16 protein-coding genes and 5 pseudogenes are annotated in these 23,364 nt (G+C 66.2%); 7 read left to right on the forward strand and 14 right to left on the reverse strand.

Annotated features, from left to right (window positions below; all coding sequences use genetic code 11):
- Positions 1-132 precede the first annotated feature (132 nt).
- Complete coding sequence (locus QNO12_RS16465; RefSeq protein ID WP_285178121.1) at positions 133-1,257, reverse strand: amidohydrolase family protein; 1,125 nt, start codon at positions 1,255-1,257, stop codon at positions 133-135.
- A gap of 506 nt (positions 1,258-1,763) precedes the next feature.
- Between QNO12_RS16465 and QNO12_RS16470 the strand changes: the two genes are divergently transcribed.
- Together QNO12_RS16470 and QNO12_RS16475 are read left to right on the forward strand one after the other, a co-directional pair.
- Entirely contained in the window at positions 1,764-2,852 is a 1,089-nt protein-coding gene (locus tag QNO12_RS16470) for a zinc-dependent alcohol dehydrogenase (protein ID WP_257501054.1), read from the forward strand.
- A gap of 595 nt (positions 2,853-3,447) precedes the next feature.
- Positions 3,448-4,335: an SDR family NAD(P)-dependent oxidoreductase gene (locus QNO12_RS16475; protein WP_257501053.1), complete on the forward strand. Its 888-nt coding sequence runs from the start codon at positions 3,448-3,450 to the stop codon at positions 4,333-4,335.
- 138 nt (positions 4,336-4,473) lie between these two features.
- On the opposite strand, the pseudogene QNO12_RS16480 reads toward QNO12_RS16475, so the two are convergent.
- The 5 genes and pseudogenes from QNO12_RS16480 to QNO12_RS16500 all read right to left on the reverse strand — a co-directional run.
- Positions 4,474-4,767 (reverse strand): annotated as a pseudogene (locus QNO12_RS16480) (transposase); the annotation flags it as partial.
- 10 nt (positions 4,768-4,777) lie between these two features.
- Positions 4,778-4,960: pseudogene (locus QNO12_RS16485) on the reverse strand (IS30 family transposase); the annotation flags it as partial.
- Positions 4,961-5,066: 106 nt separating this feature from the next.
- On the reverse strand, positions 5,067-5,591 hold the full coding sequence (locus tag QNO12_RS16490; RefSeq protein WP_257501052.1) for an IS3 family transposase: 525 nt from the start codon (positions 5,589-5,591) through the stop codon (positions 5,067-5,069).
- A gap of 1,977 nt (positions 5,592-7,568) precedes the next feature.
- The gene (locus QNO12_RS16495; protein WP_257501051.1) at positions 7,569-9,539 is read right to left on the reverse strand and encodes an acetoacetate--CoA ligase; all 1,971 of its coding nucleotides are present in this window, start codon (positions 9,537-9,539) and stop codon (positions 7,569-7,571) included.
- Positions 9,536-9,769, reverse strand: a complete 234-nt coding sequence (locus QNO12_RS16500; protein ID WP_257501050.1) for a hypothetical protein — start codon at positions 9,767-9,769, stop codon at positions 9,536-9,538. The genes QNO12_RS16495 and QNO12_RS16500 overlap by 4 nt, the downstream gene beginning before the upstream one ends.
- A 143-nt stretch (positions 9,770-9,912) precedes the next feature.
- Between QNO12_RS16500 and QNO12_RS16505 the strand changes: the two genes are divergently transcribed.
- Positions 9,913-10,848: an NADP-dependent oxidoreductase gene (locus QNO12_RS16505; RefSeq protein ID WP_257501049.1), complete on the forward strand. Its 936-nt coding sequence runs from the start codon at positions 9,913-9,915 to the stop codon at positions 10,846-10,848.
- Positions 10,849-10,932: 84 nt separating this feature from the next.
- On the opposite strand, the gene QNO12_RS16510 is transcribed toward QNO12_RS16505, so the two are convergent.
- Positions 10,933-11,910, reverse strand: a complete 978-nt coding sequence (locus QNO12_RS16510) for an amidohydrolase family protein (protein ID WP_257501048.1) — start codon at positions 11,908-11,910, stop codon at positions 10,933-10,935.
- A 272-nt stretch (positions 11,911-12,182) separates the two neighbouring features.
- Between QNO12_RS16510 and QNO12_RS16515 the strand changes: the two genes are divergently transcribed.
- Both QNO12_RS16515 and QNO12_RS16520 read left to right on the forward strand, forming a co-directional pair.
- Positions 12,183-12,737 carry a UGSC family (seleno)protein gene (locus QNO12_RS16515; RefSeq protein ID WP_257501047.1) on the forward strand — a complete coding sequence of 185 codons (555 nt, stop codon included), beginning with the start codon at positions 12,183-12,185 and terminating at the stop codon, positions 12,735-12,737.
- On the forward strand, positions 12,734-13,771 hold the full coding sequence (locus tag QNO12_RS16520) for a hypothetical protein (RefSeq protein ID WP_257501046.1): 1,038 nt from the start codon (positions 12,734-12,736) through the stop codon (positions 13,769-13,771). The genes QNO12_RS16515 and QNO12_RS16520 overlap by 4 nt, the downstream gene beginning before the upstream one ends.
- Positions 13,772-14,158: 387 nt before the next feature.
- Here QNO12_RS16520 and QNO12_RS16525 read toward each other — a convergent pair whose 3' ends face one another.
- The 5 genes from QNO12_RS16525 to QNO12_RS16545 all read right to left on the reverse strand — a co-directional run bounded on the left by QNO12_RS16525 (position 14,159) and on the right by QNO12_RS16545 (position 19,682).
- Complete coding sequence (locus QNO12_RS16525) at positions 14,159-15,037, reverse strand: ABC transporter permease (protein ID WP_257501045.1); 879 nt, start codon at positions 15,035-15,037, stop codon at positions 14,159-14,161.
- Entirely contained in the window at positions 15,034-15,993 is a 960-nt protein-coding gene (locus QNO12_RS16530; protein WP_257501044.1) for an ABC transporter permease, read from the reverse strand. The genes QNO12_RS16525 and QNO12_RS16530 overlap by 4 nt, the downstream gene beginning before the upstream one ends.
- Positions 15,993-16,979 (reverse strand): ABC transporter ATP-binding protein, encoded by a 987-nt coding sequence (locus QNO12_RS16535; RefSeq protein ID WP_257501043.1) that lies wholly within the window; start codon positions 16,977-16,979, stop codon positions 15,993-15,995. The genes QNO12_RS16530 and QNO12_RS16535 overlap by 1 nt, the downstream gene beginning before the upstream one ends.
- Positions 16,976-17,998, reverse strand: a complete 1,023-nt coding sequence (locus tag QNO12_RS16540; protein WP_257501042.1) for an ABC transporter ATP-binding protein — start codon at positions 17,996-17,998, stop codon at positions 16,976-16,978. Before QNO12_RS16540 ends, QNO12_RS16535 begins: the two co-directional genes overlap by 4 nt.
- A gap of 88 nt (positions 17,999-18,086) precedes the next feature.
- On the reverse strand, positions 18,087-19,682 hold the full coding sequence (locus QNO12_RS16545) for an ABC transporter substrate-binding protein (protein ID WP_257501041.1): 1,596 nt from the start codon (positions 19,680-19,682) through the stop codon (positions 18,087-18,089).
- 199 nt (positions 19,683-19,881) lie between these two features.
- Here QNO12_RS16545 and QNO12_RS16550 point away from each other — a divergent pair, with 199 nt between their 5' ends.
- Positions 19,882-20,970 carry a zinc-dependent alcohol dehydrogenase gene (locus tag QNO12_RS16550; RefSeq protein ID WP_257501040.1) on the forward strand — a complete coding sequence of 363 codons (1,089 nt, stop codon included), beginning with the start codon at positions 19,882-19,884 and terminating at the stop codon, positions 20,968-20,970.
- A 287-nt stretch (positions 20,971-21,257) separates the two neighbouring features.
- Positions 21,258-21,966: pseudogene (locus tag QNO12_RS16555) on the forward strand (integrase core domain-containing protein); the annotation flags it as partial.
- Here the strand turns inward: QNO12_RS16555 and QNO12_RS16560 are convergent.
- Together QNO12_RS16560 and QNO12_RS17085 are read right to left on the reverse strand one after the other, a co-directional pair.
- Positions 21,892-22,883 (reverse strand): annotated as a pseudogene (locus tag QNO12_RS16560) (IS256 family transposase). The pseudogenes QNO12_RS16555 and QNO12_RS16560 overlap by 75 nt on opposite strands.
- Positions 22,884-22,996: 113 nt before the next feature.
- A pseudogene (locus QNO12_RS17085) lies at positions 22,997-23,173 on the reverse strand (IS256 family transposase); the annotation flags it as partial.
- Positions 23,174-23,364: the final 191 nt, after the last annotated feature.

Consider the following 23,364-nt stretch of genomic DNA (forward strand, 5'->3'; position numbering starts at 1 on the left):
ACGCGTTTCAGGGTGCGGCGTACGCCAGCGCAGAGCGCGTCGTCGCCGTCGACTCGAACCCGTGCAAGCTCGAGAGGGCCCTCGATCTGGCGGCGCCCCCCAGCCACGAACACTGACCGAACGAAGAAAGAGTCAGAGACCCGACTCTTCGATCGCCAGGAAGCTAAGCGCGTTAGATCCCGCGATGATCGCGACGCCCTCGTCTCCGCCGTAGAAGTCGGTCAGAGGCGCGACGGCGGGGCTCGCGCGCGAAATGGCGGGAAAGTCCGAGCCCAGTAGGATCCGGTCTATGCCCACGCGATGCGCCAGGAAGTCGATCGCCCTCGTGTCGAACATGAGGCTGTCGTAGTAGAGGCGGCGTGCCAGTCCGAGCGGGGAGTCGTTGGGGAGTTGCGACTCCGGGTCGTGGCGAGCCCATTCACGGGTCGCGAAAAACTGCGCCCGCCCCGCCATCATGAGCGCCCCTCCGCCGCCGTGGCTGATCGAGATCCGAAGCTGGGGACACGCCTCGAGGGTGCCGCCGGTGATCAGGCTCGCCGTGGCGATCGACGCTTCCATGGCGAACCCGAAGGACGTCCTCGCCTGTTTCGGAAGGCGGTCCGAGACATCCGACCCGATCGCGTGGACGAACACAGATAGGCCGAGGCGTTCGACTTCGCGGAAGAAGTCGAGGAACCGCGGATCGCCGATGCTGACTCCGTTGACGTGGGAAGCGACCTCGACTCCGCGGAGTCCGTAACCAACGACGTCGAGGAGCTCGGCAGCGGCGAGATCGGGGTACTGCAGCGGCACCGTTCCCAGCCCCTGGATACGGCCTTCGCCGGCGGCGACCAGCCCCGCGATCGACTCGTTCACGTGCCGTGCAATCGCGACTGCAGCCCCGTCGTCCAGGCGGTAGTTCAGGATCGGCGGCATCGGCGAAACAACTTCCATGTCGACGCCGGCGGCGTCCATCGCCTCGAGGCGGACGTCTGCATTGAACCACACAGGGGATGCGAGGAACTCGACGTCCCCGATGGTCAGCGTGCGCGAACCGTCGACGCCGGCCGGCGCCATGCAAGGATGCGCGGGGTGGCTGCCCTCGAGGAAGTCGTGTGGGATCACGTGAGCGTGGCAGTCGATGATCATCTGGGTTAGGCCTCTTCTCGGTGCGTGCGCCGTCGCACTCCTACAGTCACCAGGTTCTCGGACCTGGTCGCGCCCCGATCCGCGCTGTTCCGCGGGACGGAAGCTCGACCTGGTCTGGATGTCCCGCATTAACTTGAATCGGCTTTAAGTCTCGGAATGGCTCGCCTGGGGTCGGCTGCAGGTTGGGTGCTGTGCTCCGCCTCGTCCTCACTCTTGAATCGGCTGGCCCCTCGCACTTTTCGGCGGTGCGCCATTCCGGGATCTGGCCGATGTGGTGGGTGCGGGCGCCGACCCTGCCGATTTCAATGGCTTGAGCAGAAGCTTGCTGGCGGTTAGCGGCGTGCTCCTCGTCATCGAAGCGTCGGGTCCTATGGCGCCCGGCTCGCGCGTGCTTTCCGGGGCGCCGGCTACCGGGTTGTCGAGTCCCGAGCCCGTCACGGCAACGTCGCGGCCTGGTTAAGAGCGACGAGATCGACTTGGAGAATCTGACGTGTCGATCGCGCAGCGCGAAGCCCCCGTTCCGCACCACGGAATCGGCAGGATGGGACTGCCCACTGGCGCCTAAAGTCATGAGGGCTCCAGCTCCAACGCGGAGCGGCCTGAGCTCCCTACGACGAAACCCGAGGTGCCACCCCGTGCAGTCCGTCCGTGCCGCTGTTCTAATCGCTCCGAACCAGCTCAAGCTCACGGAGTTCCCGTATCCGAGCCATGGCGAGGACGCCGCAATCATTCGCGTCGAGGCAGCCGGGCTTTGCGGTAGCGACGTGGAGCAGGTCCGCGGTGAGGACCCGCGAGCATGGATGGGCATCGTGCCGGGTCACGAGCCTCTCGGCGTGGTCGAGTCGATTGGCCGAGTCGCCGCCGAACGCTGGGGCGTGGACGTCGGCGACCGGATCTGCGTCGAGGTCGTCGTGCCGTGCCAGACTTGCCCGGGGTGCCTCGAACGCACGTACGTAGAATGCCGAGCACCGCTTGGCGGCTACGGCTATCGACCGTTCAAGGCGCACACGGAGCTGACTGGAGGCTTCGCCGAGGTGATGTACGTTCACCCGAACTCCATCGTCCACCGTATTGACGCCTCGATCCCCGCAGAAATCGCAGCGATGTACAACTCGATCGCTGCAGGGATCCGCTGGGCCGTGCATCTCGGTGGAGTCCGATCCGGCGACGTCGTCGTCATCTTCGGCGCGGGCCAGCGTGGGATCGCGTCGGCGATGGCCGCCAAGGCGGCCGGGGCTTCTCAAGTCATCATCACCGGGCTTACGCGGGATGCGCACAAGCTCAAGGTCGCAACGAGATTCGGCGCCGACGCGACGATCGACGCCGAAATCGAGGACGTGCCGGCTCGGGTGCTGGAACTGACTGGTGGACGCCTTGCCGATGTCGTTGTCGACGTGACGCCCATCGCTCTCGCGCCCATTCAGCACGCGATCGACGTCGCGCGCATTGGCGGCACGATCGTCGTCGCCGGGCTGAAGAACGGACGGCCCGCGTCGATTAGCACGGACCAGCTCATCACGAAGTCGCTCCGGATCCTCGCGGCTCGCGGCGTAGACTCGCGGTCGATCGACGAAGCCATCGCGCTTATCGAGTCCCGGAAGTACCCGCTTGAGCTTCTGCAAACGCACAGCTACTCGCTTGATGACGTCGCACTGGCAATCTCTGTGCTTGGTGGCGAGGTACCGACCCAACAGGCGATCAACGTCGTACTGCTGCCCAACTGATCGTGCAGTACTCAATGCTACGAGGAAGGGAGCGAGCGTCGCACGCACTTGCCTCCGTTCCACATTCTCACACCAGACATCCATTCGCGCCCCGGCTCGGCTCGATGATCTCAAGGCGGTACCCACCCGGTGGCGGTTCGAGAGATCTGAACAGACCTGCTGTGCGGCAGTCGCCAGGAGCCGAGGTGGTTGCGCAACTGGCTGATCTGATCCATCGAATCCACGAACCGCACTCGCAAGGCACTGCGGCCGGTCTGCCGGTGATTTCGCCGGGGACCACATCTGCGGGCGACGCGGTCGCTATGTGCACGCATGGATGGTCGCGCTCTGACGTCGTCGAGCGGTGTTGGCGGAAGTTTGAGAATCCGCGGCATCTCGAGCGGGTCGCGCGCGTTTTCCCCGGGCGACCCCCGGGAGTCCCCGGTGCCCGTCTTCAGCGACCCCCGCGGAGATCAGGCCGGTAGAGGCGGGAAGGCCCCCGTGTATCGGATGCCGGTGCTTGGGCTTCGCAGACCACCGGCCGCTTTGGCATTCGGCGTTGCAACGCATTCGACCTGCGGACTGCACCGACTGCCTCGAATCAAAGGAGAAGGCAATGGAAATATCGCTCGAAGGCAAGGTCGCGGTCGTTACCGGTGCCGGGCCGAACATCGGCAGTGGCATCGCAACCGCACTCGCGGCTTACGGCGCCAAGGTAGCGTGCGTCGATCTGCAGGCGTCCGCCGCGGAGGCGACAGCCGCGCGCATAACGGCACATGGCGGGACGGCGATGGCGATCAGCGGTGACGTCACTGATGAAGCACAGGTCCAGGCGTACATCGATAGGATCCTTGCCGAGTGGGGCCAGATCGACATCCTCGTGAACAATGCGGCGAGGATGGGGGGCTGGGCGGGTGTGCTCGACGAGACCGCCGACAACTTCATGGCCGCAGTCGGTGTGGCGGGACTCGGGTGCCTCCTCAATACGAAGTACGCCGCGCGATCGATGGCCGAGCGCGGAATCCGTGGATCTATCGTCTGCATTTCCTCGTCGAGCGGCTGGCTCGGCAACGCGGGCTTCATCGCCTATTCCTTCCAAAAGGGTGGGGTCAACAACTTTGTGCGTGGTGCCGCGATGGAGCTCGCGCCGTATGGTATTCGGGTGAATGGGTTCACGCCAACCGCCCCGACACCGGACAACCCCGAACTCGATGCGAAGCAGCCGGGACCCCGCGGATCTGGCCTGCCCGACACGGGAGCCGAGCCCTGGCGTCGTCCACTGCGCTGGGGTGGGGAGGCACCGCCGCTGGCTCCGATGGGCTCCACGGGGACGCCGACCGACATCGGGCACACCGTGGCCTGGATGTGCTCGGACTACGCCCGCTTCATCACCGGATGCGACTTCACCGTCGACGGCGGCCTGCGGGCGAAGAACCCGCAGCATATCGCGGTTGCACCGGAGGATATGGTCGAACCCATCCCAGTTGTGCCATTGTTCAACTGACGTCTGCTCGGAGGAGCGCTCCTCGCGGCGGGCGGCGCAACGGCAACGACGCCTTGGAGAAGTTCAGGCACGGCATCTGCGCTCAGCGCCAGTTCGAACGCGAAGCCCCGTTGGCGCGGTTCGCGAGTTGCGCGCGGACCCGGCCCAGAACTTCGCTCCCTCGGTGGCCTGCACCCAGATCCCGGGCACGTGTTTGACGCCGTCCATATCGACACCGACCGCGATGTGCGCGGCTTTGTTGCGCACGTGCGCGCCGTCACGGACCTTCACGATCAGCGCGTCCAGATAGATCACCGGGTAGAACGATTCCAACGGCCGCTGCTGCCACGCGAGGACCTCATCGAGGACCTCGTCGGTGATCTTCGAGATCGTCTCCCGGCTCAACTCCGTCCCGATCGTGGACGCCAGATGATGCTTAGTATCGCGGATTGTGTTCCAGCAGTCATCGCAACAGGGGATGATTTTGTGAGGCTAGCAGGGCCGCGAAGAGCTCCGCTGGGGCTCGATCGCCGAGAGCGATCCGCGGCCGTCGGTTGAGTTCGTTCTCGACGTCGGCGAGGTCGCGTGGGCTGTGGATTGACAGGTTGGTGGATTTCGGGAAGTACTGACGCAGGAGTGGACTGGTCCCCGAAAGTTGGACCTGGGAATTGAACTTACGCGAACGCGGCTTGGGCGCGGTATTCATCCGGGCTGAGGTAGCCGAGCCGCTGCTGGATGCGGGTGGTGTTCCACTAGCTCATGTACTCGGTCAGCCCCGCGTGGAATTCGTCGATGGTTCCGGGCTGCCGGATGCGGAACCATTCCGCCTTGAGGTGGCTGAAGAAGCCCTCGATGACGGCATTGTCGAGACACGTGCCCTTGCGGGACATCGACTGAGTAAGCCCGGCGTCTCGCAGCGTGTCTCGCCAGAGGGCGTGACGATACTGAAATCCCTGATTGGAGTGAACCAGCGGTTTCTCATCAGACTTCACACTCTTGGTCGCGGTACGAAGGCCATCGGTGACCATCTTCACGCTCGGAGAAGGTCCGGCCCTGACTGAGATGACCCCGTTGTTGTAGAGATCAAGGACCGGAGAGACGTAGACCTTGGAGATGCCGATGGTGAACTCCGTCACGTCCGTGGCCCACTTGGTGTGCTCGGCCGCTGTCGCCAACTGGCGGCTCAACGCGTTCTCGGCCGCTTGTCCAACCTCCCCGCGAAATGTGTTGTAGCGCCGCCGACGCCGGACCGGACTCTGCAGCCCGAGTGTTCGCATCAGTTGAGCGCCGTCTTCTTCGACACCCGCCGCCCCTGTCGGAGCAGGACGGCGCGGACTCGCCGATGGCCGTACGCGCCCTTTGGTTCCTCAAAAGGCCCGACGGACGGCGTCTTTGAGCTCGGCGAGCCGGTCTGGGTGCCCGAGACGGTTCCTGTGGTCGTAGAACGTCGACCTGGGAAGGCGGGCGATCTGCAGCAGGATCGGTAAGGGGAACTGCGCCTTGAGATCCTCGACGACTTGAACTTTCAGCGTCGTTCCTGTGATCTCAAGCCCCTCAATTCTCCCAGGTATGCGACATCTGCGCGTAGCCGTTCGTTCTCCGTGCGGAGCGCCTCGAGCTCGCTCTGCGGAGGCGGACTCTCGCGATCGGCCGGCGGCCGGCCACGCCGCTTCGGGCGCAGCCCGTCCTAGCCCTCGCGCCGATAGCTACCCGCCCAGTTGGCGACCGCACCGTGTGATGGAAGGTCGAACTCCTCGGCGAGGGCCCTCCCGGACTCGCCCCTCACGTGACGTCGCACGATCTCGAGTTGGGTCTCGAAGTCATACTGCTTGCGGTCTCTGGTCACGAGCGCTCTGACTCCGCGTAGTTGCCATCGCTGGTACAACATCTGAACCGGATTTCGGCAAGACCGAGCGAGGGCAAGACCGAGCGAGATGGCCACGGACTTCGCGGTGAGCCCCTTCTCGAACAAGTCGGCAGCTGACACGGCGACAGAGTGACTCAACGTGCTTCCCCAATACATCAGGCTGCCCCCTCCAAAGTTGGACCCTTACTTACGGCGTCCAACTTTCGGGGACCACGCCAGCAGGCCGTTCGTGTTCTCGTTGCTCGGCCGCTGCCACGGGCTTGCCGGGTCGCAGAAGAACACCGGCATGCCGACCGCCTCCGCAACGGTGTGGTGGTGGCTCATCTCGCTGCCCTGATCCCAGGTCAGCGACTTCCGCAAAGTCGGAGGCAGGCACCGAAGGTCGCGATGAGCTGATCGCGGACGGCGCCGGCGCGCGAATCGCCATCGAGGTGGAGCAGGATCGTGTATCGGAAGGTGCGTTCGACCAAAGAACCGATCGCCGAGAGGTTGAACGCACCGACGATGCAGTCGCCTTCCCAGTGGACCGGCTCGGCGCGCTCGAGACCCTCGTCGGGTCGCTGATCGATCGGGTGATCGGCACCAGAAACCGTGGTCGACGGTGTCGCCGCGTCGACGTGGCCGCCGGTGCGGCCGGCCGGTGCGCAGCACCGCGCTCGCGTCCCGCGCGATCACGCGCCTGGGGCCGTAGGGGGCCTGATAGATGGTCTCTACCGCGATCGGCCGCCCGTGCGTTACCGCGAGTTCGTGGGCGACCTGTTCCGGGCTCCAATGCTTGTCCAAGTACTGCTGGAATCCGCCGAGCAGAAGCGGGGCATTCGGCGAGCGCCACCATGGTCGCAGCACACGAAGGGCCCGAAGTTCTGGGCGGCGGTGCGGAGCTCGCCAACGGGGACGTGCGCGACGTGCTCCTCATCTGGTGCGACGGGCTGACCGGGCCCGAGCGATCGAAGCGACCTTGCCGGACTTCATGGTGCATGTCCGCGTCGTGCGCCTGATCCGCGCGTCGATGCGGTTTGTGCGGATTTCAGAATATCGGAGGCGCTCGCGCGCTTCTTCGCCGATATGAGCGACCGCGGTGAGCGCCTCGCTAAATGCGATCTGGGCGAAGTTTCGGGAACGCGCCGCCGCGGACGGCGCTCCACCGGGTTATCGATCCGATCGACGGCGCGAACCAGGCCGATGCGCTCCGCACGCTAGGAGGTCCTCCCCGCCCGGTCGGGAAGCTCGCGCTCAACGACGTGTCGAGTCCCATGTCGGCGCACGGGACAGTCTCCCGCGGGCGGGTGCGCGGCGCGAGCGCTGGCGGCGTCCGTTTGACGCGCGTTCACGGTACGCTTCGAGCCGAGAGCCCTCCTGCACGGCTTCGACTTCCTCTCCGCAGCGGCTACCCGCGGCGACCGACCGCGAACTTCGCGAACCAGTCGAGGGAAGCCGGCTCTGCGAGCGCGCCCGCCTGGGCGACGTCGCCGAGCGCACGCCCCTGCAGGAGGCGTTTGACGGGAATCTCGAGCTTCTTGCCGGTGCGGTTGAGCGGGATCATCGGCACCGCGTGGATCGCATCCGGGACGTGCCGAGGGGAGAGCTCGGCACGCAGCGTCCTCGCGATAGTCGCCTTGAGCTCTTCGGTCAGCGTCACACCGTCAGCGAGCGTGACAAACAGCAGCAGCTCGCCGGTCTCGGTCTTGTCCCCGGTTCCTTCGATGAACACCATAAGCGAGTCGACGATCCTCTCGATCCCGTCGATCACCCGGTAGAACTCGCTCGTTCCCAGCCGCACGCCGCCCCGGTTGAGGGTAGCGTCGGAACGGCCGGTGATGTGGCATGCGCCGGTCTCGTGGAAGATCGCCCAGTCGCCGTGGCGCCACACGCCCGGGTATGTGTCGAAGTAGGCGTCGTGCATGAGCGAGCCGTCGGTGTCGCCCCAGAACCCGACGGGCATAGACGGCATGGGGCGCGTGATGACGAGCTCACCCGGCCGGTCGAGCAACGGCTGCCCGTGCTCATCGAATGCGGCGGTGGCGACGCCGAGGGCCGAGGACGAGATCTCACCCTCGTACACGGGGACGAGCGGCGCACCCTGCACGATGCCGCTGCACACGTCCGTACCGCCGCTGCCGACGTTCAAGAGTACCGTCGGGCCGAACTGGTCGAGGACCCACTGGTACCCGTCGAGGGGGAACGGACTGCCGACCGCACAGTACTGCTTGAGTCGCGGCAGGTGGAACTCCTTGCGCGGTTCGACGCCCTCGGCGCGGCTGCCACGCAGATAGGCGGGACTCATGCCGATGACGTCGGGGTTGGTCGCCTCGGCCAGGCGCCACAATTCGCGCGAGTCGGGGAAGGTCGGATCGCCGTCGATGAGCACAACCGACGCGCCGAGGACCAGGGTGGACGCGAGGCTGTTCCACACCATCCACGCGGTCGTCGAGTACCAGAAAAGCCGGTCGCCCTCGCGTAGACCCCAGCTGAGGCCGTGGTTCTTCAGATGCTCGAGCAGGACCCCGCCGTGCGAGTGCGTGATGGCCTTCGGCCTCCCCGTGGTGCCCGAGGTGAAGATGACGAAGAGCGGGTGGTCGAACGGCACGTACTCGTAGGCGAGGTCGGCGGCCGATCCGCTGCCGAAGTCTTCGTACTTCGCTGCTCCTTCAAGTCGATGCTCCGGGTAGGCGACCTCGACGAGGTGTTCGATGCTCGGGATCGCCGCCTTGATCTCGGATACCTCGGCCGTGCGGTCGATGTCCTTGCGGCCATAGCGATAGCCGGCGACCGCGAACAGCACCGTGGGCTCGATGATTCCGAGCCGGTCGATCGCGCTCGACGTGCCGAACTCTGGCGCGCACGTCGCCCACACTGCGCCGAGGCTCACCGTCGCCAGCTCGGCGGCGATCGTTTCGGGGATGTTAGGGAGGTACGCCGCTACACGGTCGCCCTTGCCGACGCCGGCGGCGATCAGTCCCGTACGGATTCGGCCAACCTCGTCTCGCAGACGGTCGACCGTCCACTCCTGCGTCTCGCGCGTCTGTGAGTAGGCGACGAACGCGCACCGACTGCCGTCACCGCGGAGCACGTGCTCGGCGTAGTTGAGACGGGCCCCCGGGAACCACACGGCTCCCGGCATCCGTTCTTCGGCGAGCACCGCGGTGTACGGCGTCACGGAGTGGACGTCGTAGTACTGCCAGACGGACTCCCAGAAGCCGTCGAGGTCAGTGACCGACCACTTGTACAGGTCGGCGTAGCCGTCCAACCGGATGCCGCGGCGATCCGCCACCCAGTCGATGAACTCCTGCAGCACCGTGGTCTGCCGAACCTCTTCGGGCAGCTCGTACAGAATCGGGGAGGGAGCGGTCTCGGTCATGGCAGACGCACCTCGGCGAGTTCGAACGGGGTCGCGGACAGCGGGGTTCGCAGGATGGCCTCAAGTACCGGCGCCGGCACGAGGCAATCGGCGCATGAGGCGGAGCCGGCGGCGATCTCGCCGTTCGCACGGGTCTCCTCGCTGAGCTTCCAGGACAGGGCGAAGCCGTCCAATGCGAGCGTCTCGCGCAGGTCGGCGAACGCCTCCCCGATCGCGGCGGTGTCGGGCATTCCGGCCTCCTCAAAGGTCTGAGCGGCACGGATGGCCACCCTCGCTCGTCCGATGCTCGCAGGGCCTAGGTGTCGGCGCGTCTGAGCATTCCGTACCACGGAAGCGGCCGTGACTGCCCAAGGCGTCGTGATTAAATGGCGAAATGTCTCGATTTGCACAGTACGCCGAACTCGGCGGCCCTGAGGTCATCCACGTCGCCGAGGGCGAGGTCCCCGTCCCAGACCCGGGTTGGGTGCTCGTCGAAGTGCGCGCCCACGGCGTCAACCCATTCGACACCAAGGTCCGCTCCGGGGCACGCGCCGCCGCGCCCGAGGCACCGCGAGGTGTCGGACACGATGGTGCCGGCGTCATCACGGCGATCGGGGATGGCGTCACCGACTGGGCGGTGGCGGACGAGGTCATCTTCGGCTGGACACAGGGAGCTGCCGCCACGCACGCCCTGGTGAGACCGATGCACCTCACCCGCAAGCTGCCTGAGGTGAGCTGGGAGACGGGCGCGGCACTGCCGATCCCGGTGGGGACGGCGTATCAGGCATTGAAGTCCCTCGGTGTGACCGACGGGGACCGCATCCTCATCCACGCGGGTTCCGGATCTGTCGGCCAGGCCGCCATCCAGTTCGCCCGCCTGTGGGGCGCGGAGGTCGTAGCAACCGGCTCGCCGCGGAGCTTCGACCGCATCCGCGAGCTCGGCGCCACCCCCGTCGGATACGGGGACGGACTCCTGGAGCGGCTTCGCGACTCCGCGTCGGCCGGCTTCACCGTCATTCTCGACCTCGCCGGCACAGACGAAGCCCTCGACTCGATCGCGCTCGTCGACCCCGCGCGCTTCGCATCGGCCGCCGCCGGGCTGAAGGCAGACGCGCGCGGGATCACGGCATACGGCGGTGGGTCGGCTGTTCCCCTCACGGGGGAGCAGCGGGCACAGCGTGCCGAGGCGGTCGCCGTCGTGCAGCCGCTGATCGCGGCCGGTGAGTTCTCGGTCGAGATCGGCCTCGTGATCCCCCTCGACGAGATCGTCGACGCGCACCGTGCCAGCGAGTCGAACCGAGTGCGCGGCAAGATCATCATCATCCCCTGACGCCGCAGGCCACGGAGCTCCGGGACCAGGAAGAACGCCCCCACGACGCACCGAGCGTCGTGGGGGCGTTTCGTCGGCTGAGCCTCAGACGGCAGCGGCACTCTGCGAAAGGAACCGGCGAGCGTTCGCTGACGAGATGAGCTCCCGGTCGTGATCGTTCAAGCCGAGCCCATCGAGCAGCGATGCCATCGGCATCGGCCGCGGCATCGCGGGGAAGTCCGTGCCGAGCATGATCCGGTCTGCACCGAGATACTCGATGATGAACCGCATCCCCGCCGGGTCGAAGACCATCGAGTCGTAGGAGAAGCGCCGGGCGATCGCGCTCGGCGGCTCAGCGGTGCGCTGGTCCTCCGGGGCCTGGCTCCAGAAGAAGTCGGCTCGCGGGAGGAACGCAGGCAGGCCGCCGGCCGCGTGGCTGAACAGGAGGTTGTCCAGCGCGCAGCGATCCGCAAGGCCGCCGAACGCGATCGAAGCGGCGCCCCGCGTGGCTTCGATGCCCACGCCCAGCGAGCCGCGGTAGTCCGGGTGGATACCCAGCTCCTCAGCCCGAGGCAGCGTGTGGACGAAGAGACCGAGACCGAGCCGCTCAGCCTCCTCGAACACCGGGTAGAACTCGGGCTCGCCGATCGGCTTTCCGTTGACGTGCGACGGAATCTCGGCTCCTCGAAGGCCCAGCTCGGCGATGTGCGTCAGCTCAGCGGCGGCCGCGTCGGGGTCCTGAAGCGGAACGGTCCCGAGGCCGTGGATACGCCCACCACCGGCCGCCACGTAGCCCGCGATCGACTCGTTGATGTGCCGGAACAGCGTTGTCCCGGCCTCGAGGTCGAGCGAATAGTTCAACAGCGGCGGCATCGGTGAGATGACCTCCTCGTCCACGCCGCGGCCATCCATCGCCTCGATACGACGCTCGACGTCGAACCAGATATCCTCCGCGCGGTAGTGGAACGCTCCGAAGAACACCTCGCGTGCGCTGTCGCCATCGATCGGCGCCGTCCGCGGAAACGCCTCCCCGACGGGGTAGTCCTTTGGCAGTACGTGAGCGTGAACATCGATGATCGTCATTGATTCTCCTAAGGCACAATTGCCGCCCGTGTGCGGCTCGGCCAGCCCATCACGCCGCGCCGGCCCACCCGGATCGCGCTTCCATCGGGTGGAAGCGGCGCGGCCTCCGCACCTGGCTCGACGGGTTCGAACCCGTGACGTCGTGTCACTCCGTGCACCCCGCGCCGAATGCATCGCGACACCCCTTGTTCCGCCCCCCGGAATGACCCGCAGCGCTCGCTCCACGCGGCGGCAGAATGGGCTGCGTCATCAGCAATCGGACGGAGCATCTCATGGTTCATGCCATCATCGACCCGACCGCGAGTGCTCGAAAGGCCGGGGCCTCGAACTCGGACCGCACCGCGACGGCCCTTACGAGCTTGAAGGGTCTGCGCGTCGGCCTACTCGAGAACACGAAGCGGAACGCGGCCGCATTGCTCGGCGTCATCGGCGCGAGCCTGCAGCGTTCCGACGGTGTGGGAGACCTCGTACCCGTCACCAAAGTGAATTTCTCCCTCCCGCTTCCCGACGACCTTCTCGATCGGCTGTCAGCGGAATGCGACCTCGTCGTCATCGGCGTCGGAGACTGCGGCTCATGCAGCGCGTCGGCAGTCGCCGACGGCATCATGCTCGAGAGTCGAGGCATCCCCACCGCGGTGATCTGCACCGACGCCTTCGCGGTGCCCGCGTCCGCTATGGCGAGCGTGAAGGGGCGACCGGATTTCCCCTACCTGCGCACGGCGCACCCGATCGCCAACCTCGTGGGCGACGAGGTTGATCTGCGTGGCGCGCAACTGGCGGCAGCGGTGCGCACGCATCTCCTCGCCGGCGAGGAGAGCGCCGCATGACCACTGCAGCAACGACAACGCTGGACGCCGCCGCGGCGACCGCAGTCATCGAGCACCTTTACGAGCAGGGTTGGTCTGACGGGCTTCCCCTTGTCCCTGCCACCGAGCCCGTTGTCGCGGAGTTCCTGCGGCACACCGACCGCGCGGCCGATGAGGTCGTTGCCCGGAGCGTCCCACTCGGCCGCGAGGCGACTGTCCGTGATGTCGCGATTCACTCCGTGATGGCGGGGTGCCGACCGGAGCATTTCCCGGTGATCCTGGCCGCGTGGGACGCGCTCTCCGGGGAGCGCGCGGCTCGCGGTGGCGGTTTCCAGAGCACCAGCGGCCCGTCGCCGCTCATCGTCGTCAATGGTCCGATTCGCCACGAACTCGGGATCAACAACGCGGGCGGCGTGCTCGGACCGGGGTTCCGACCGAACGCGACGATTCCGCGCGCCATCGGACTCACCGTCCGCAACACTTTCGGCATCCGTCCGCAGGAGCTCGACCAGTCGACGCAGGGAGTACCGGGGCGCTGGCAGGTGTGCGTCGCGGAGGACGAGGAGGAGAGCCCGTGGCCGCCCCTCTCCGTCGAATGCGGACTTGCGCCCGGCGAGAGTGCCGTGAGCGCGACATTGCTTCGCACCATGGAGTTCGTCGACAACCGGAGCTTCAAAGGCCCCGAGGACGTGCTTCGCGACTTCGCCGACACGATTCGCCGCACCGGGCCCTGGATATTCCGCCACTCGGCGGTCGGCATCATCATGAACCCCGAGCACGCCGACCTCTTCGCCTCCGCCGGCATGTCGAAGCAGGACGTCCGGGATTGGCTCTTCGCGGCCTGCACCCGCACCGAGGCGGAGCTGGAGGCGGTCGGTAAAGGACTGAGCTACCTGCCGGAAGGTCCGTTCGAACCCGACCACGCCCACCACGTCCTCGCCGATGCAACGCCTGCGAGCATTCCCATCGTCGTGGCCGGCTCACGCAACGCTGCGATGTCCATGGTATTCCGAGTGTTCACCACGTGGTCTGGTCAGTCGTTCCCCGTGCGCTGAGCGTCACATCAAAGGCCCGACCGTCGATGACGGTCGGGCCTTTGCTCGTCGTGGCGACGTCCGCGTGGCGCTCCGCACCCGCCGGCCACAGGAAACGCAGTTGCCCGGTAGCCCGTCGCTTCGGATGGGACGCCGGGCAGCTGTCGTGCCGGTCTAACCGCGTCGGGTGAGTCGAGGATCTAGGTAGTCCCGGAGCGAGTCACCTAACAGGTCGAACGCGAGAACCGCGAGCGCCAGGGCGAGCAAAGGCCCGACCGTCGATGACGGTCGGGCCTTTGCTCGTCGTGGCGACGTCCGCGTGGCGCTCCGCACCCGCCGGCCACAGGAAACGCAGTTGCCCGGTAGCCCGTCGCTTCGGATGGGACACCGGGCAGCTGTCGTGCCGGTCTAACCGCGTCGGGTGAGTCGAGGGTCTAGGTAGTCCCGGAGCGAGTCACCGAACAGGTTGAACGCGAGAACCGCGAGCGCCAGTGCGAATGCGGGGTAGACGATGAGCCATGGCGCGTAGCTCAGGTACTGCACCCCGGAGGAGAGCATGCCTCCCCAGGAGGGTGTGGGCGGTGCGGGCCCGAGCCCGAGGAAGCTTAGAGCAGACTCCGCGACGATGACGCCGGCGAACCGGAGCGTCGCAACGGTCAGGAGCGGCCCGGCCATGTTCGGCAGGATATGGCGCAGCACCAGCCTTGGTGCTTTCGCGCCGACGGAGCGTGAGGCCTCGATGTAGCGCTCCTGCTTGAGCCGGATGACTTCGCCCCGCGCGACCCGGTTGAAGCCCGGCAGCAGCATCACCATGAGAGCGAAGATGGTGTTCGGAATCGACGGGCCCATGATCGCTGCGATGAGCAGCAGCAGCACGAGCGGCGGGATCGACTCGATCGCGTCGGCGATGCGCTGGACGGTGAGGTCGGTCACACCCCCGAGGTAGCCCGAGACCATTCCGATCAGGACACCGAGCAGCCCGCCGATCAGCGTCGTGCTCACCGCGATCACGAGCGAGGTCTGCCCGCCGTAGATGATCCGGCTGAGCTGATCGCGGCCGAGCCAATCCGTTCCCAGCAGGAACTCCCCCGACGGCGGCTCCAGGATCGCCTCGCGGTGCTGCTCGAACGATGAGTAGGGTGCGATCCACTGCGCGAACACGGCGACGATCACGATGATCGCGATGAACACCAGGCTCGCAATCCCGATCGGCTCGGCGCGCACGAATCGACGCAATGCGCCGCCGCGCTGATTCACGCGTGTCGCAGTCACAAGGGTGGCGGTCATTGGCCGACTCCTGCCGTCCGGATCCGGGGATCGATGATCGTGTACGCGAGATCGATCGCGATGGTGACCACTATGTACATCACACAGAAGAAGATCGTGCACGCCACGACGAGGGGGTAATCGCGCTGTGCGACGGCGTCGTAGGTGAGCGAGCCGACTCCCGGTATTCCGAAAAGGGTCTCCAGGATGACCGTCCCTCCGAACACCGCGCCGAGCTCGAGTCCAATGAGCGTGAGGATCGGGATGCCGGCATTGCGCAGTCCGTGAACCATGACGACGCGCATCTCCGAACCCCCGCGCGCACGCACCGCGCGAACCGACTCGGAGCCGAGCGACTCCAGCATCGCCGATCTCGTCATTCTTGCGACCGCCGCCGTCATCATCAGGGCGATCGCGATGATGGGAATGCCGGTCTGCTGGAAGTACAGCCCCGGGTTCTCCGAGAGTGGCGTGAAGACGAGCGGGGGGGACCAGTGGAAGAGCAGGGACAGCGCCACCAGCACCATCAGTGCGAAGACGTAGTGGGGCACGGAGAGACCGACGACCGCACCGATCCTTGTGGCACCGTCGAGCCACGAGCCACGCCGACTCGCGCCGGCAATGCCAAGACTGACGCCGCCGACGACCGCGAGCAGCAGGGCGATCAGACCCATTTCGAGGGTCACCGGCACCCGCTCCCACAGAATGTCGGCGACGGGCCGATCACCCCAGAAGGAGGTGCCGAGGTCCCCCTGCACCACCCCTGCAAGCCATGCACGGAGCTGCTCAAGCAATGGCGCGTTCAGCCCGAAGCTCTCGCGGAGGGCCTCCGCTTCCGACTCGGTCACTCCCGCAGCGTTCTGCAGCTGGACGGAGACGACGTCGCCGGGCACGAGGCGCATCGCGGTGAAGACGAACAGCGTCACGAGCGCGAGGCACAGCAATCCCGCGCCGATGCGCTTGAGTAGGTAAAGCATCACCGCGCCATCACCTCCGTCGCGAGGTGGCACGCGGCAAGGTGGCCACCACCGAGGGGCGTCTCGTCCGGCACGTCGACACGACAGCGATCGAACGCCAGCGGGCAGCGTGTGTGGAACCTGCAACCGCTCGGCGGGTTCGCCGGGCTCGGAATCTCGCCGCGCAGCGTCGGACCGGTGGGTTCAGGTTCCGTCCAGTCCCCTTGGGACACGGCGCCGAGCAGAGCCTGGGTGTAGGGATGCGTGGGACGCTCGAACACCGCCTCCGCCGGCCCCCGCTCGACCGAACGACCCAAGTACATGACGATCACCTCGTCGGACATGTACCGCACGACGTTTAGATCATGCGAGATGAAGAGGTAGGTGAGCTGTAATTCGTCCTGGAGCCGGCGCAGCAGGTTGAGGATCTGGGCCTGGACGGAGACGTCCAGTGCGGAGACCGCCTCGTCGCACACGATGAGTTCGGGGTCGGTGGCGAGCGCCCGGGCGATGGCGATTCGCTGAGCCTGACCGCCCGAGAACTCGTGCGCGTACTTGTCTGCGTCGCTGGCCTGCAATCCCACGATCGAAAGCAGTTCTTCGACGCGCGCACGCAGCGCAGCCCCGGAGGCGATGCGGTGGACGACGAGTCCTTCGCCGATGACATCGCGCACGCGCATCCTCGGATCGAGCGAGCCTCGTGGGTCCTGGAAGACCATCTGCATTCGGCGGCGCATGGCACCCCGCTGGCGGCGACTCGCCGTGGCGACGTCGACGCCGTCGAACTCGATTCGTCCGGACGTGGGGCGAGTGAGGCCGGTGATAAGCCGCGCGGTCGTGGACTTACCCGAGCCCGACTCCCCCACCAGCCCGAGCGTCTTGCCCCGCTCCAGCTCGAACGAGACGCCGCTGACGGCCTGGACCGCCCCTCGGGGCCCGATGAGGGAGCGCCGCGGAAGCGCGAAGTTCTTGACGAGGTCCTGCACGGACAGCAGAGGTATGCTCACGGCTGAACTCCTGCATCCTCGAGCCAGCACCGGCTCAGTCGAGCCTCGCCGGCGGGGAAGGACGGCGGTTCTTCCGTCCGACACAGCTCCATGACGTGCGCACACCGCGGCGCGAACCGGCACCCGACCGTCGTCTCGGTAAGGCTCGGGATGGATCCAGGAATCGTCGGCACCGGCTGGGAACGGTCGAGCCCGCGCGGCACAGCTGCCAGGAGAGCCGCGGTGTACGGATGCCGCGGCTCACGAAGCACCTCACGCACCGGCCCCTCCTCCACGATCTTGCCCGAGTACATGACGAGCACCCGATCGGCCATTCGAGCGACGACGGACATGTCGTGGGTGATCAGCAGGAGAGCGGAGCCCACCTCCCGCTGCACGGTCTTGATGAGTTCCAGGATCTGGCCCTCGATTGTGGCGTCAAGGGCGGTCGTCGGCTCGTCCGCAATGATGAGCTTCGGCTCGCACGCGATCGCGATGGCGATGACGACTCGCTGACGCTGACCGCCCGAGAGCTCGTGAGGGTAGGCCGACTCGCGCTGAGCCGGGTCGGGGATCCCGACGGCACCCAGAAGCTCGATGGCCCGCGCGCGTATATTCTGCTTCGGGTATCCACCGAAGCGCAGAGCCTCGCGAACCTGATAGCCGATCGTGAAGAGCGGGTCGAGGGCCGCAAGCGGATCCTGGAAGATCATGGCGATGTCGCGTCCGCGCAGCGCGCGCATCTGCTTCGGCCGCAGCTCACGCAGATCGGTGCCGCCGAACCGGATCGCCCCGCCGTCGACCTTTCCTCCGCCGAGAAGCCCCATGATCGCGAGCGCGGTCACGCTCTTTCCGCTCCCGGACTCGCCGACGACCGCCACGGTCTCGCCGGGCTGAGCGGTGAACGACACACCGTTGAGCACGGGGAGCTTTCGCCCTTCCTTCGTGAAGGAGACCCTGAGCCCGTCGATGTCGAGAAGGGGTGGAGCGGCCTCGCGAAGGCCTTCCCGCACCTGCTCGGAGGGGATCGATAAAGCCATGTGGACTCCGTCTGCCGTGGTTGTCGAATTCTCAAGGGCTGTCGTGGCGGAGTACCGTGGGGCTCCCCGCCACGACAGCCGTCTCACGTCACTCGAACCAGATGTCCTCGAGCATTCCGCCGTAGCGGATCACGTTCGGGCTGAGCCCCGATTCGCTCGTGTACGAAACATTCATGTCCGCGCGCCAGACCCAGGTGTCGAACGTCATCGGACCGCCGATGACGGTGGCGACCTCGGTCTCGAAGTACCGGGTAAACTCCTTCGCTATCTCGGCGCGTGCCGCTGGGTCGAGCTCGGCGCGGTACTGCGCGATGAGGTCGTCGAGGACCGGGTCGTTCACTTTCGTGAAGTTGGTGCCGCTCTCCGACTGCAGCTCGGCCATGAACTGGTCGGCGCTCAGAAGGGTGCGGAGTCCACGGGCCATCTGGAACTGTCCGCCGCCGCGGCGCGCACCGTAGGTCGCAGGGTCCACCAGTTCGAGGGTGAGATCGATCCCGATCGCCTTGAGGTCCTCGACGATCCACTCCGCCTCACTGACATCATTGCCGTCGACCTGCTGGACGACCATAGTGACCTCGAAGCCGTCCGGGTAGCCCGCCTCCGCAAGGAGTTCTTGCGCGGCATCCGGGTCGTAGGGGCGCACCTCGCGCAACTCGTCTTCCGAGAGCCCACCCAGTATGGGCGGCACGACGCTCGAGAGCCCGTACACCCCTCGGATGCTCTCGCCCATGCTGTCCCAGTCGATGGCCATGCCGATCGCCCGGCGGACCTCGAGGTGACGGAAGGGTTCGAACTCCTGATTCAGGTAGATGTACTCAGGGCCGGCCGGCTGCGAGACGGCGATGAAGTCACCCGAGTCCACGAGGGACTTGACCTGCTCCTGCTGGGCGATGATCGTGTGGTTGATCTGTCCGCTGCGCAGCGCCGTGAACCGGGCCGCGGCGTCCAACACGATCAGCGTGTTCAGCTCGTCGGCGTAGGGGCGTCCCTCCTTGTGGTATCCGGGGTGCCGCTTGCGCTCCCAAATCGTGGCCGGGTCGTACTCTACGAGAACGAATGGACCGGAGCCGATGAGGACCTTGTCCATGTCGTACTCCCCCCGGATCCCTTCGATCGGTGCGATGAAGTTCCCGGGCGTCGCCAGGTTCTCGAGCATGGTCGAGAGGGGCTCCGTGAGGGTGAACTCGACGGTGTGCTCGTCGAGGGCCTCAATCGAGGCGACGTTGCTGAACTGGTACGCGGTGGGCGACCCGAACTCGATGATGGCGTTGAACGTCGCGACGACGTCCTCGGCGTTGACCTTGCGGCCGTTGACGGGCGGGACGTCATGGAACGTCGCGTTCGGATTGAGGTGGAACGTGTAGACCAGACCGTCGTCGGAGATGTCCCATGAGTCGGCGAGGTCGGGGCCGATCTCGATTCCGACGGTGTCCGGGCCGGTCACATAGTTGACAAGCTTGCTGTACGAGGGGGTGATCTGACCCGATAGGCCCTGATCCTTGCTCGTCAGGAAGTTGAGCCCGCCCGGCAGTACATATCGCTGTGTTGTGAGGATGGCGCCGCCCTGTTGCGGGTCGGCGGCGGTCGGCTCGTTTGTCGAGCTCGGCGTACTAGTTGCGGGCGCGCAACCGGCCACCACCAGAGCCATTGCGGCGATCGCTATGGCAAGTGCGTGTCTTTTCATCGTCAGACTCCATTATCTGTCGGCTCCGCTATCTGTCGGCTCCGGGAGGGTGCGTGGGATGTCGAGTGTAGGCACGGGTCTCAGGGGGACAGCGAGCCGAGTTCCTCCACGCGGAAATTGCCGGACGAGTGCGCGGCGCCGCTCGTAGCTTTGGCACTGTCGATGGTCCCGAACCGCACCTTAACGAAATGGATGAACAATGCTCCCCGCCACCCGTGCAGTCGTCTTGTCAGGTCCGAACGACCTGAGTGTCCAGGAGTTCGAACGTCCCGTCTCAGGTGAACTCGATGCAGTCCTACGCATCGAAGCGTGCGGGCTGTGCGGCAGCGACATCGAGCAGATCAGGGGCACGGTCCCGAATCCTGTTTTTCCCGTTGTCCCAGGCCACGAACCGGTGGGTGTGATCGAATCTATCGGCGCCACCGCGAGCGAGCGTTGGGGTGTCAGGGCCGGGGATCGCGTCTGCGTCGAGGTCGTCGTGCCGTGCCTCGACTGTCGCGGCTGCGAAACCGGCCTCAGCAACGGGTGCGAGCGCCCGCTGGGCACCTACGGGTTTCGCCCAATTCCGGGAGACGACCGCGTAAGCGGGGGCTTCGCGGAATACATGTATGTGCACCCGAACTCGACCCTTCACCGGATCTCGAACGAGCTCCCCGCCCGGGTCGCGGCGATGTACAACTCGGTGGCAGCGGGCATCCGCTGGGTGCAGGAGGTCGGTCAGGTCAGTCGCGGCGACACCGTCGTGGTACTCGGATGCGGGCAGCGCGGGATCGCCGCAGCGATGGCCGCGAAGGAGGCCGGAGCGGACCTGGTGATCGTGACAGGCCTCGAGCGCGACGCGCACAAGCTCGGAATCGCCGAGAAGTTCGGCGCCGACGTCACAATCTTCGCCGACCGAGAAGACGTGCCTGGGCGCGTGCACGAGCTCACCGAAGGACGGCTGGCGGACGTCATCCTCGACCTTACACCCATGGCCGGCCAGCCTGTTCGCGACGCCCTTGCCGCGGTTCGACGCGGCGGTCGAGTGGTTCTCGCCGGGCTCAAGAGCGGTCAGGAGATCTCGGTCAACACCGACCTCATCGTCAAGAAATCGCTGACGGTGGTCGGCGCGCTAGGTGTCGAGGGCGGATCGATCAAGGCAGCCATCGCGCTTCTGGAGTCCGGCCGCTATCCCTTCGAGCTCATGCAGACGCACACCTTCGGACTCGACGACGTCGCCCAGGCGCTCGCTGTCCTCGCAAGCGAGGTCGAAGGCGAAGACGCGGTGCATGTCGCGATTCTGCCGTAAGTGGGGGCCAGCGTGATCGTCAACTGCCCCGCCACCAGCTGCCGAAGCGCGTGCCGCTAGGGATGCGGCCCTGCCACCCAACGATCATCGCGCGCCACGACCGCGGTCCGCGAAGCCTTGGCTTCGCGGACTTCGGGTGTGTTCTGGCTGAGTCGGGCAAAAACTGGGGCGGACCTACGGCTAGCTGTACTGACGGGGATCGTTGTTGACGTAGGAGAGACCTCCGGGGTCGGGTTGGAGCTGTCTACTTCTTCAGCTCGATCGCACGGAGGTCTCTCGTGTCTCACGGTAATGCCCGGCTGACGCCGGTCGGCAGGTTGATCATGGTTCAGCGGATCCAGTCGGGGCGTGCGGTCGCGCACGTCGCGGCCGACATGGACCCGGTGACCGGAACAGTGATCCGCGCAACACGTCGTTCGGCGGTGCGCTACGAACACGACCATCCCGGCTCGCTGATCCATGTTGACGTGAAGAAGTTCGGCCGCATTCCGGACGGCGGCAGCTGGCGAGCACACGGGCGCAGCGTGAAGGTCCGTGGCCGTGGCATCGGCTACGACTACCTCCACGCCGCGATCGATGACCACTCCCGGCTCGTTCACGCGGAGATCCACACCGACGAGAAGGGCACCACCGCAGCCGCTTTCCTGGATCGTGCGATTGCGTTCTACGCCCGAGTCGGCGTCAGAGTCGAGCGGGTCATCACAGACAACGCCTTCGCCTACCGACACTCCGGCGCGTTCCACGACGTCCTCGCCGCACACGGCATCACCCAGGAAGTGCATCCGCCCGCACTGCCCCTGGACAAACGGGAAGATCGAGCGCCTGAACCGCACTCTCGCCACCGAATGGGCGTACGCGCGCACGTTCACCTCTAACGCAGAACGAGCAGCCGCCTTGCCCTCATGGCTCGACCACTACAACCTAGACAGGCGCCACCTCGGCATCGCCGGAATCCCCATCGATCGAATCAACAACGGTCGAGCTCAATACACCTAGCGCCTGTGGACCGGGCCGCGGGGAAGTGGGGTCTGTCAGGTTAACGGTGGATCTGGGCTGGCGCATGGTTAGTTGATGCGGCCTTCGAAGGTGATCGCGAAGGCGTTCAGCGCGGCGGCGTCGTTTGGGGAAGTGCCCGCGCGCCCGGACCGCTCTGCGGTAGCGGTCGTTGAGGGATTCGATCGCGTTCGTGCTGCGAATGATGCGGCGGATCTCGACGTCGTAGTCCAGGAACGGGATGAACTCCGTCCACGCGTTCTCCCACAGCTTGCGGATCGCCGGATACATCGCGCACCACTTCTCCGCGAACTCCTCGAACCTCGCAGGGCGGCAGGCTCGGTCGGCGCGGTATAGACCGGTCGGAGGTCGCGGGCCATCTGGTCCCAGTACTTCCGGGAAGCGTACGTGAACGTTGCGGATCAAGTGGATGATGCACGTCTGAGTGACGGCATGCTCCCAGGTCGTGGTGATCGACTCCGGCAGCCCTTTCAGCCGTCGCAGACCACGATGCAGACCTCCTCGACGCCGCGGTTCTTGATCTCGGTGAGCACCCCGAGCCAGAACTTCGCGCCCTCGCCGTCGTCGCCGGCCCAGATCCCGAGGATGTCGCGTTCTCCGGCCGTGGTGACCCCGACGGCGACGTAGAACGGCTTGTTGCGGACCTGACCGTCACGGACCTTGGCGACGATCGCGTCGATGAAGATCACCGGATACACGGGATCCAGCGGACGGTTGGCCCATTCCGTGAGCTCGTCGATGACCTTGTCGGTGATCTTCGAGATCGTGTCCTTGCTGACGCTGGCGCCGTAGACCTCGGTGAAGTGCGCGGCAACCTCACCGGTGGTCAGCCCGCGCGCGGTCAGCGACAACACGATCTCATCGATCCCGTCCAGGGGACGTTGTCGCTTGCGAACGATCTTCGACTGAAACGACCCCTCACGATCCCTCGCACCGCAATTTGCACCGGGCCGACCTCGTCTTGACCGCGTCCCGTCCGCGCGTACTCGCCCGCGCTGACGGCGTGCTTGTCGTAGCCGAGGCGCTCGGTCAGTTCAGCCTCGAGCGCGCTCTCCAGCACGGTCTTGGTCAGCCCGCCGAGCAGCCCTCCCGGCCCGACGAGGCTGACGCCTTGTTCCTTCGCCTGAGCGAGCAGCTGCTCGGCGACCTGTTGCTGATCGATGATCTCTCCCGTCACCGGATCGATCATCTCGATGGTCTGGGTCACAGCCCTTCCTTTCGGTCAGGCCAGTCCCAAATCCCCCGTTTTCTGACAGTCCCACACCTGGCGCTTGGGTAGGACCGCGATGCCAATGATTTCAAGGGTGTCGCCTCATGAATCGACCGGTGGGGTCAGCTTCCCAAGCTGATAGCGCGGGTTCGATTCCCGTCATCCCCTCC

Source organism: Microbacterium sp. zg-B185, assembly GCF_030246885.1.
Taxonomy (GTDB): domain Bacteria; phylum Actinomycetota; class Actinomycetes; order Actinomycetales; family Microbacteriaceae; genus Microbacterium.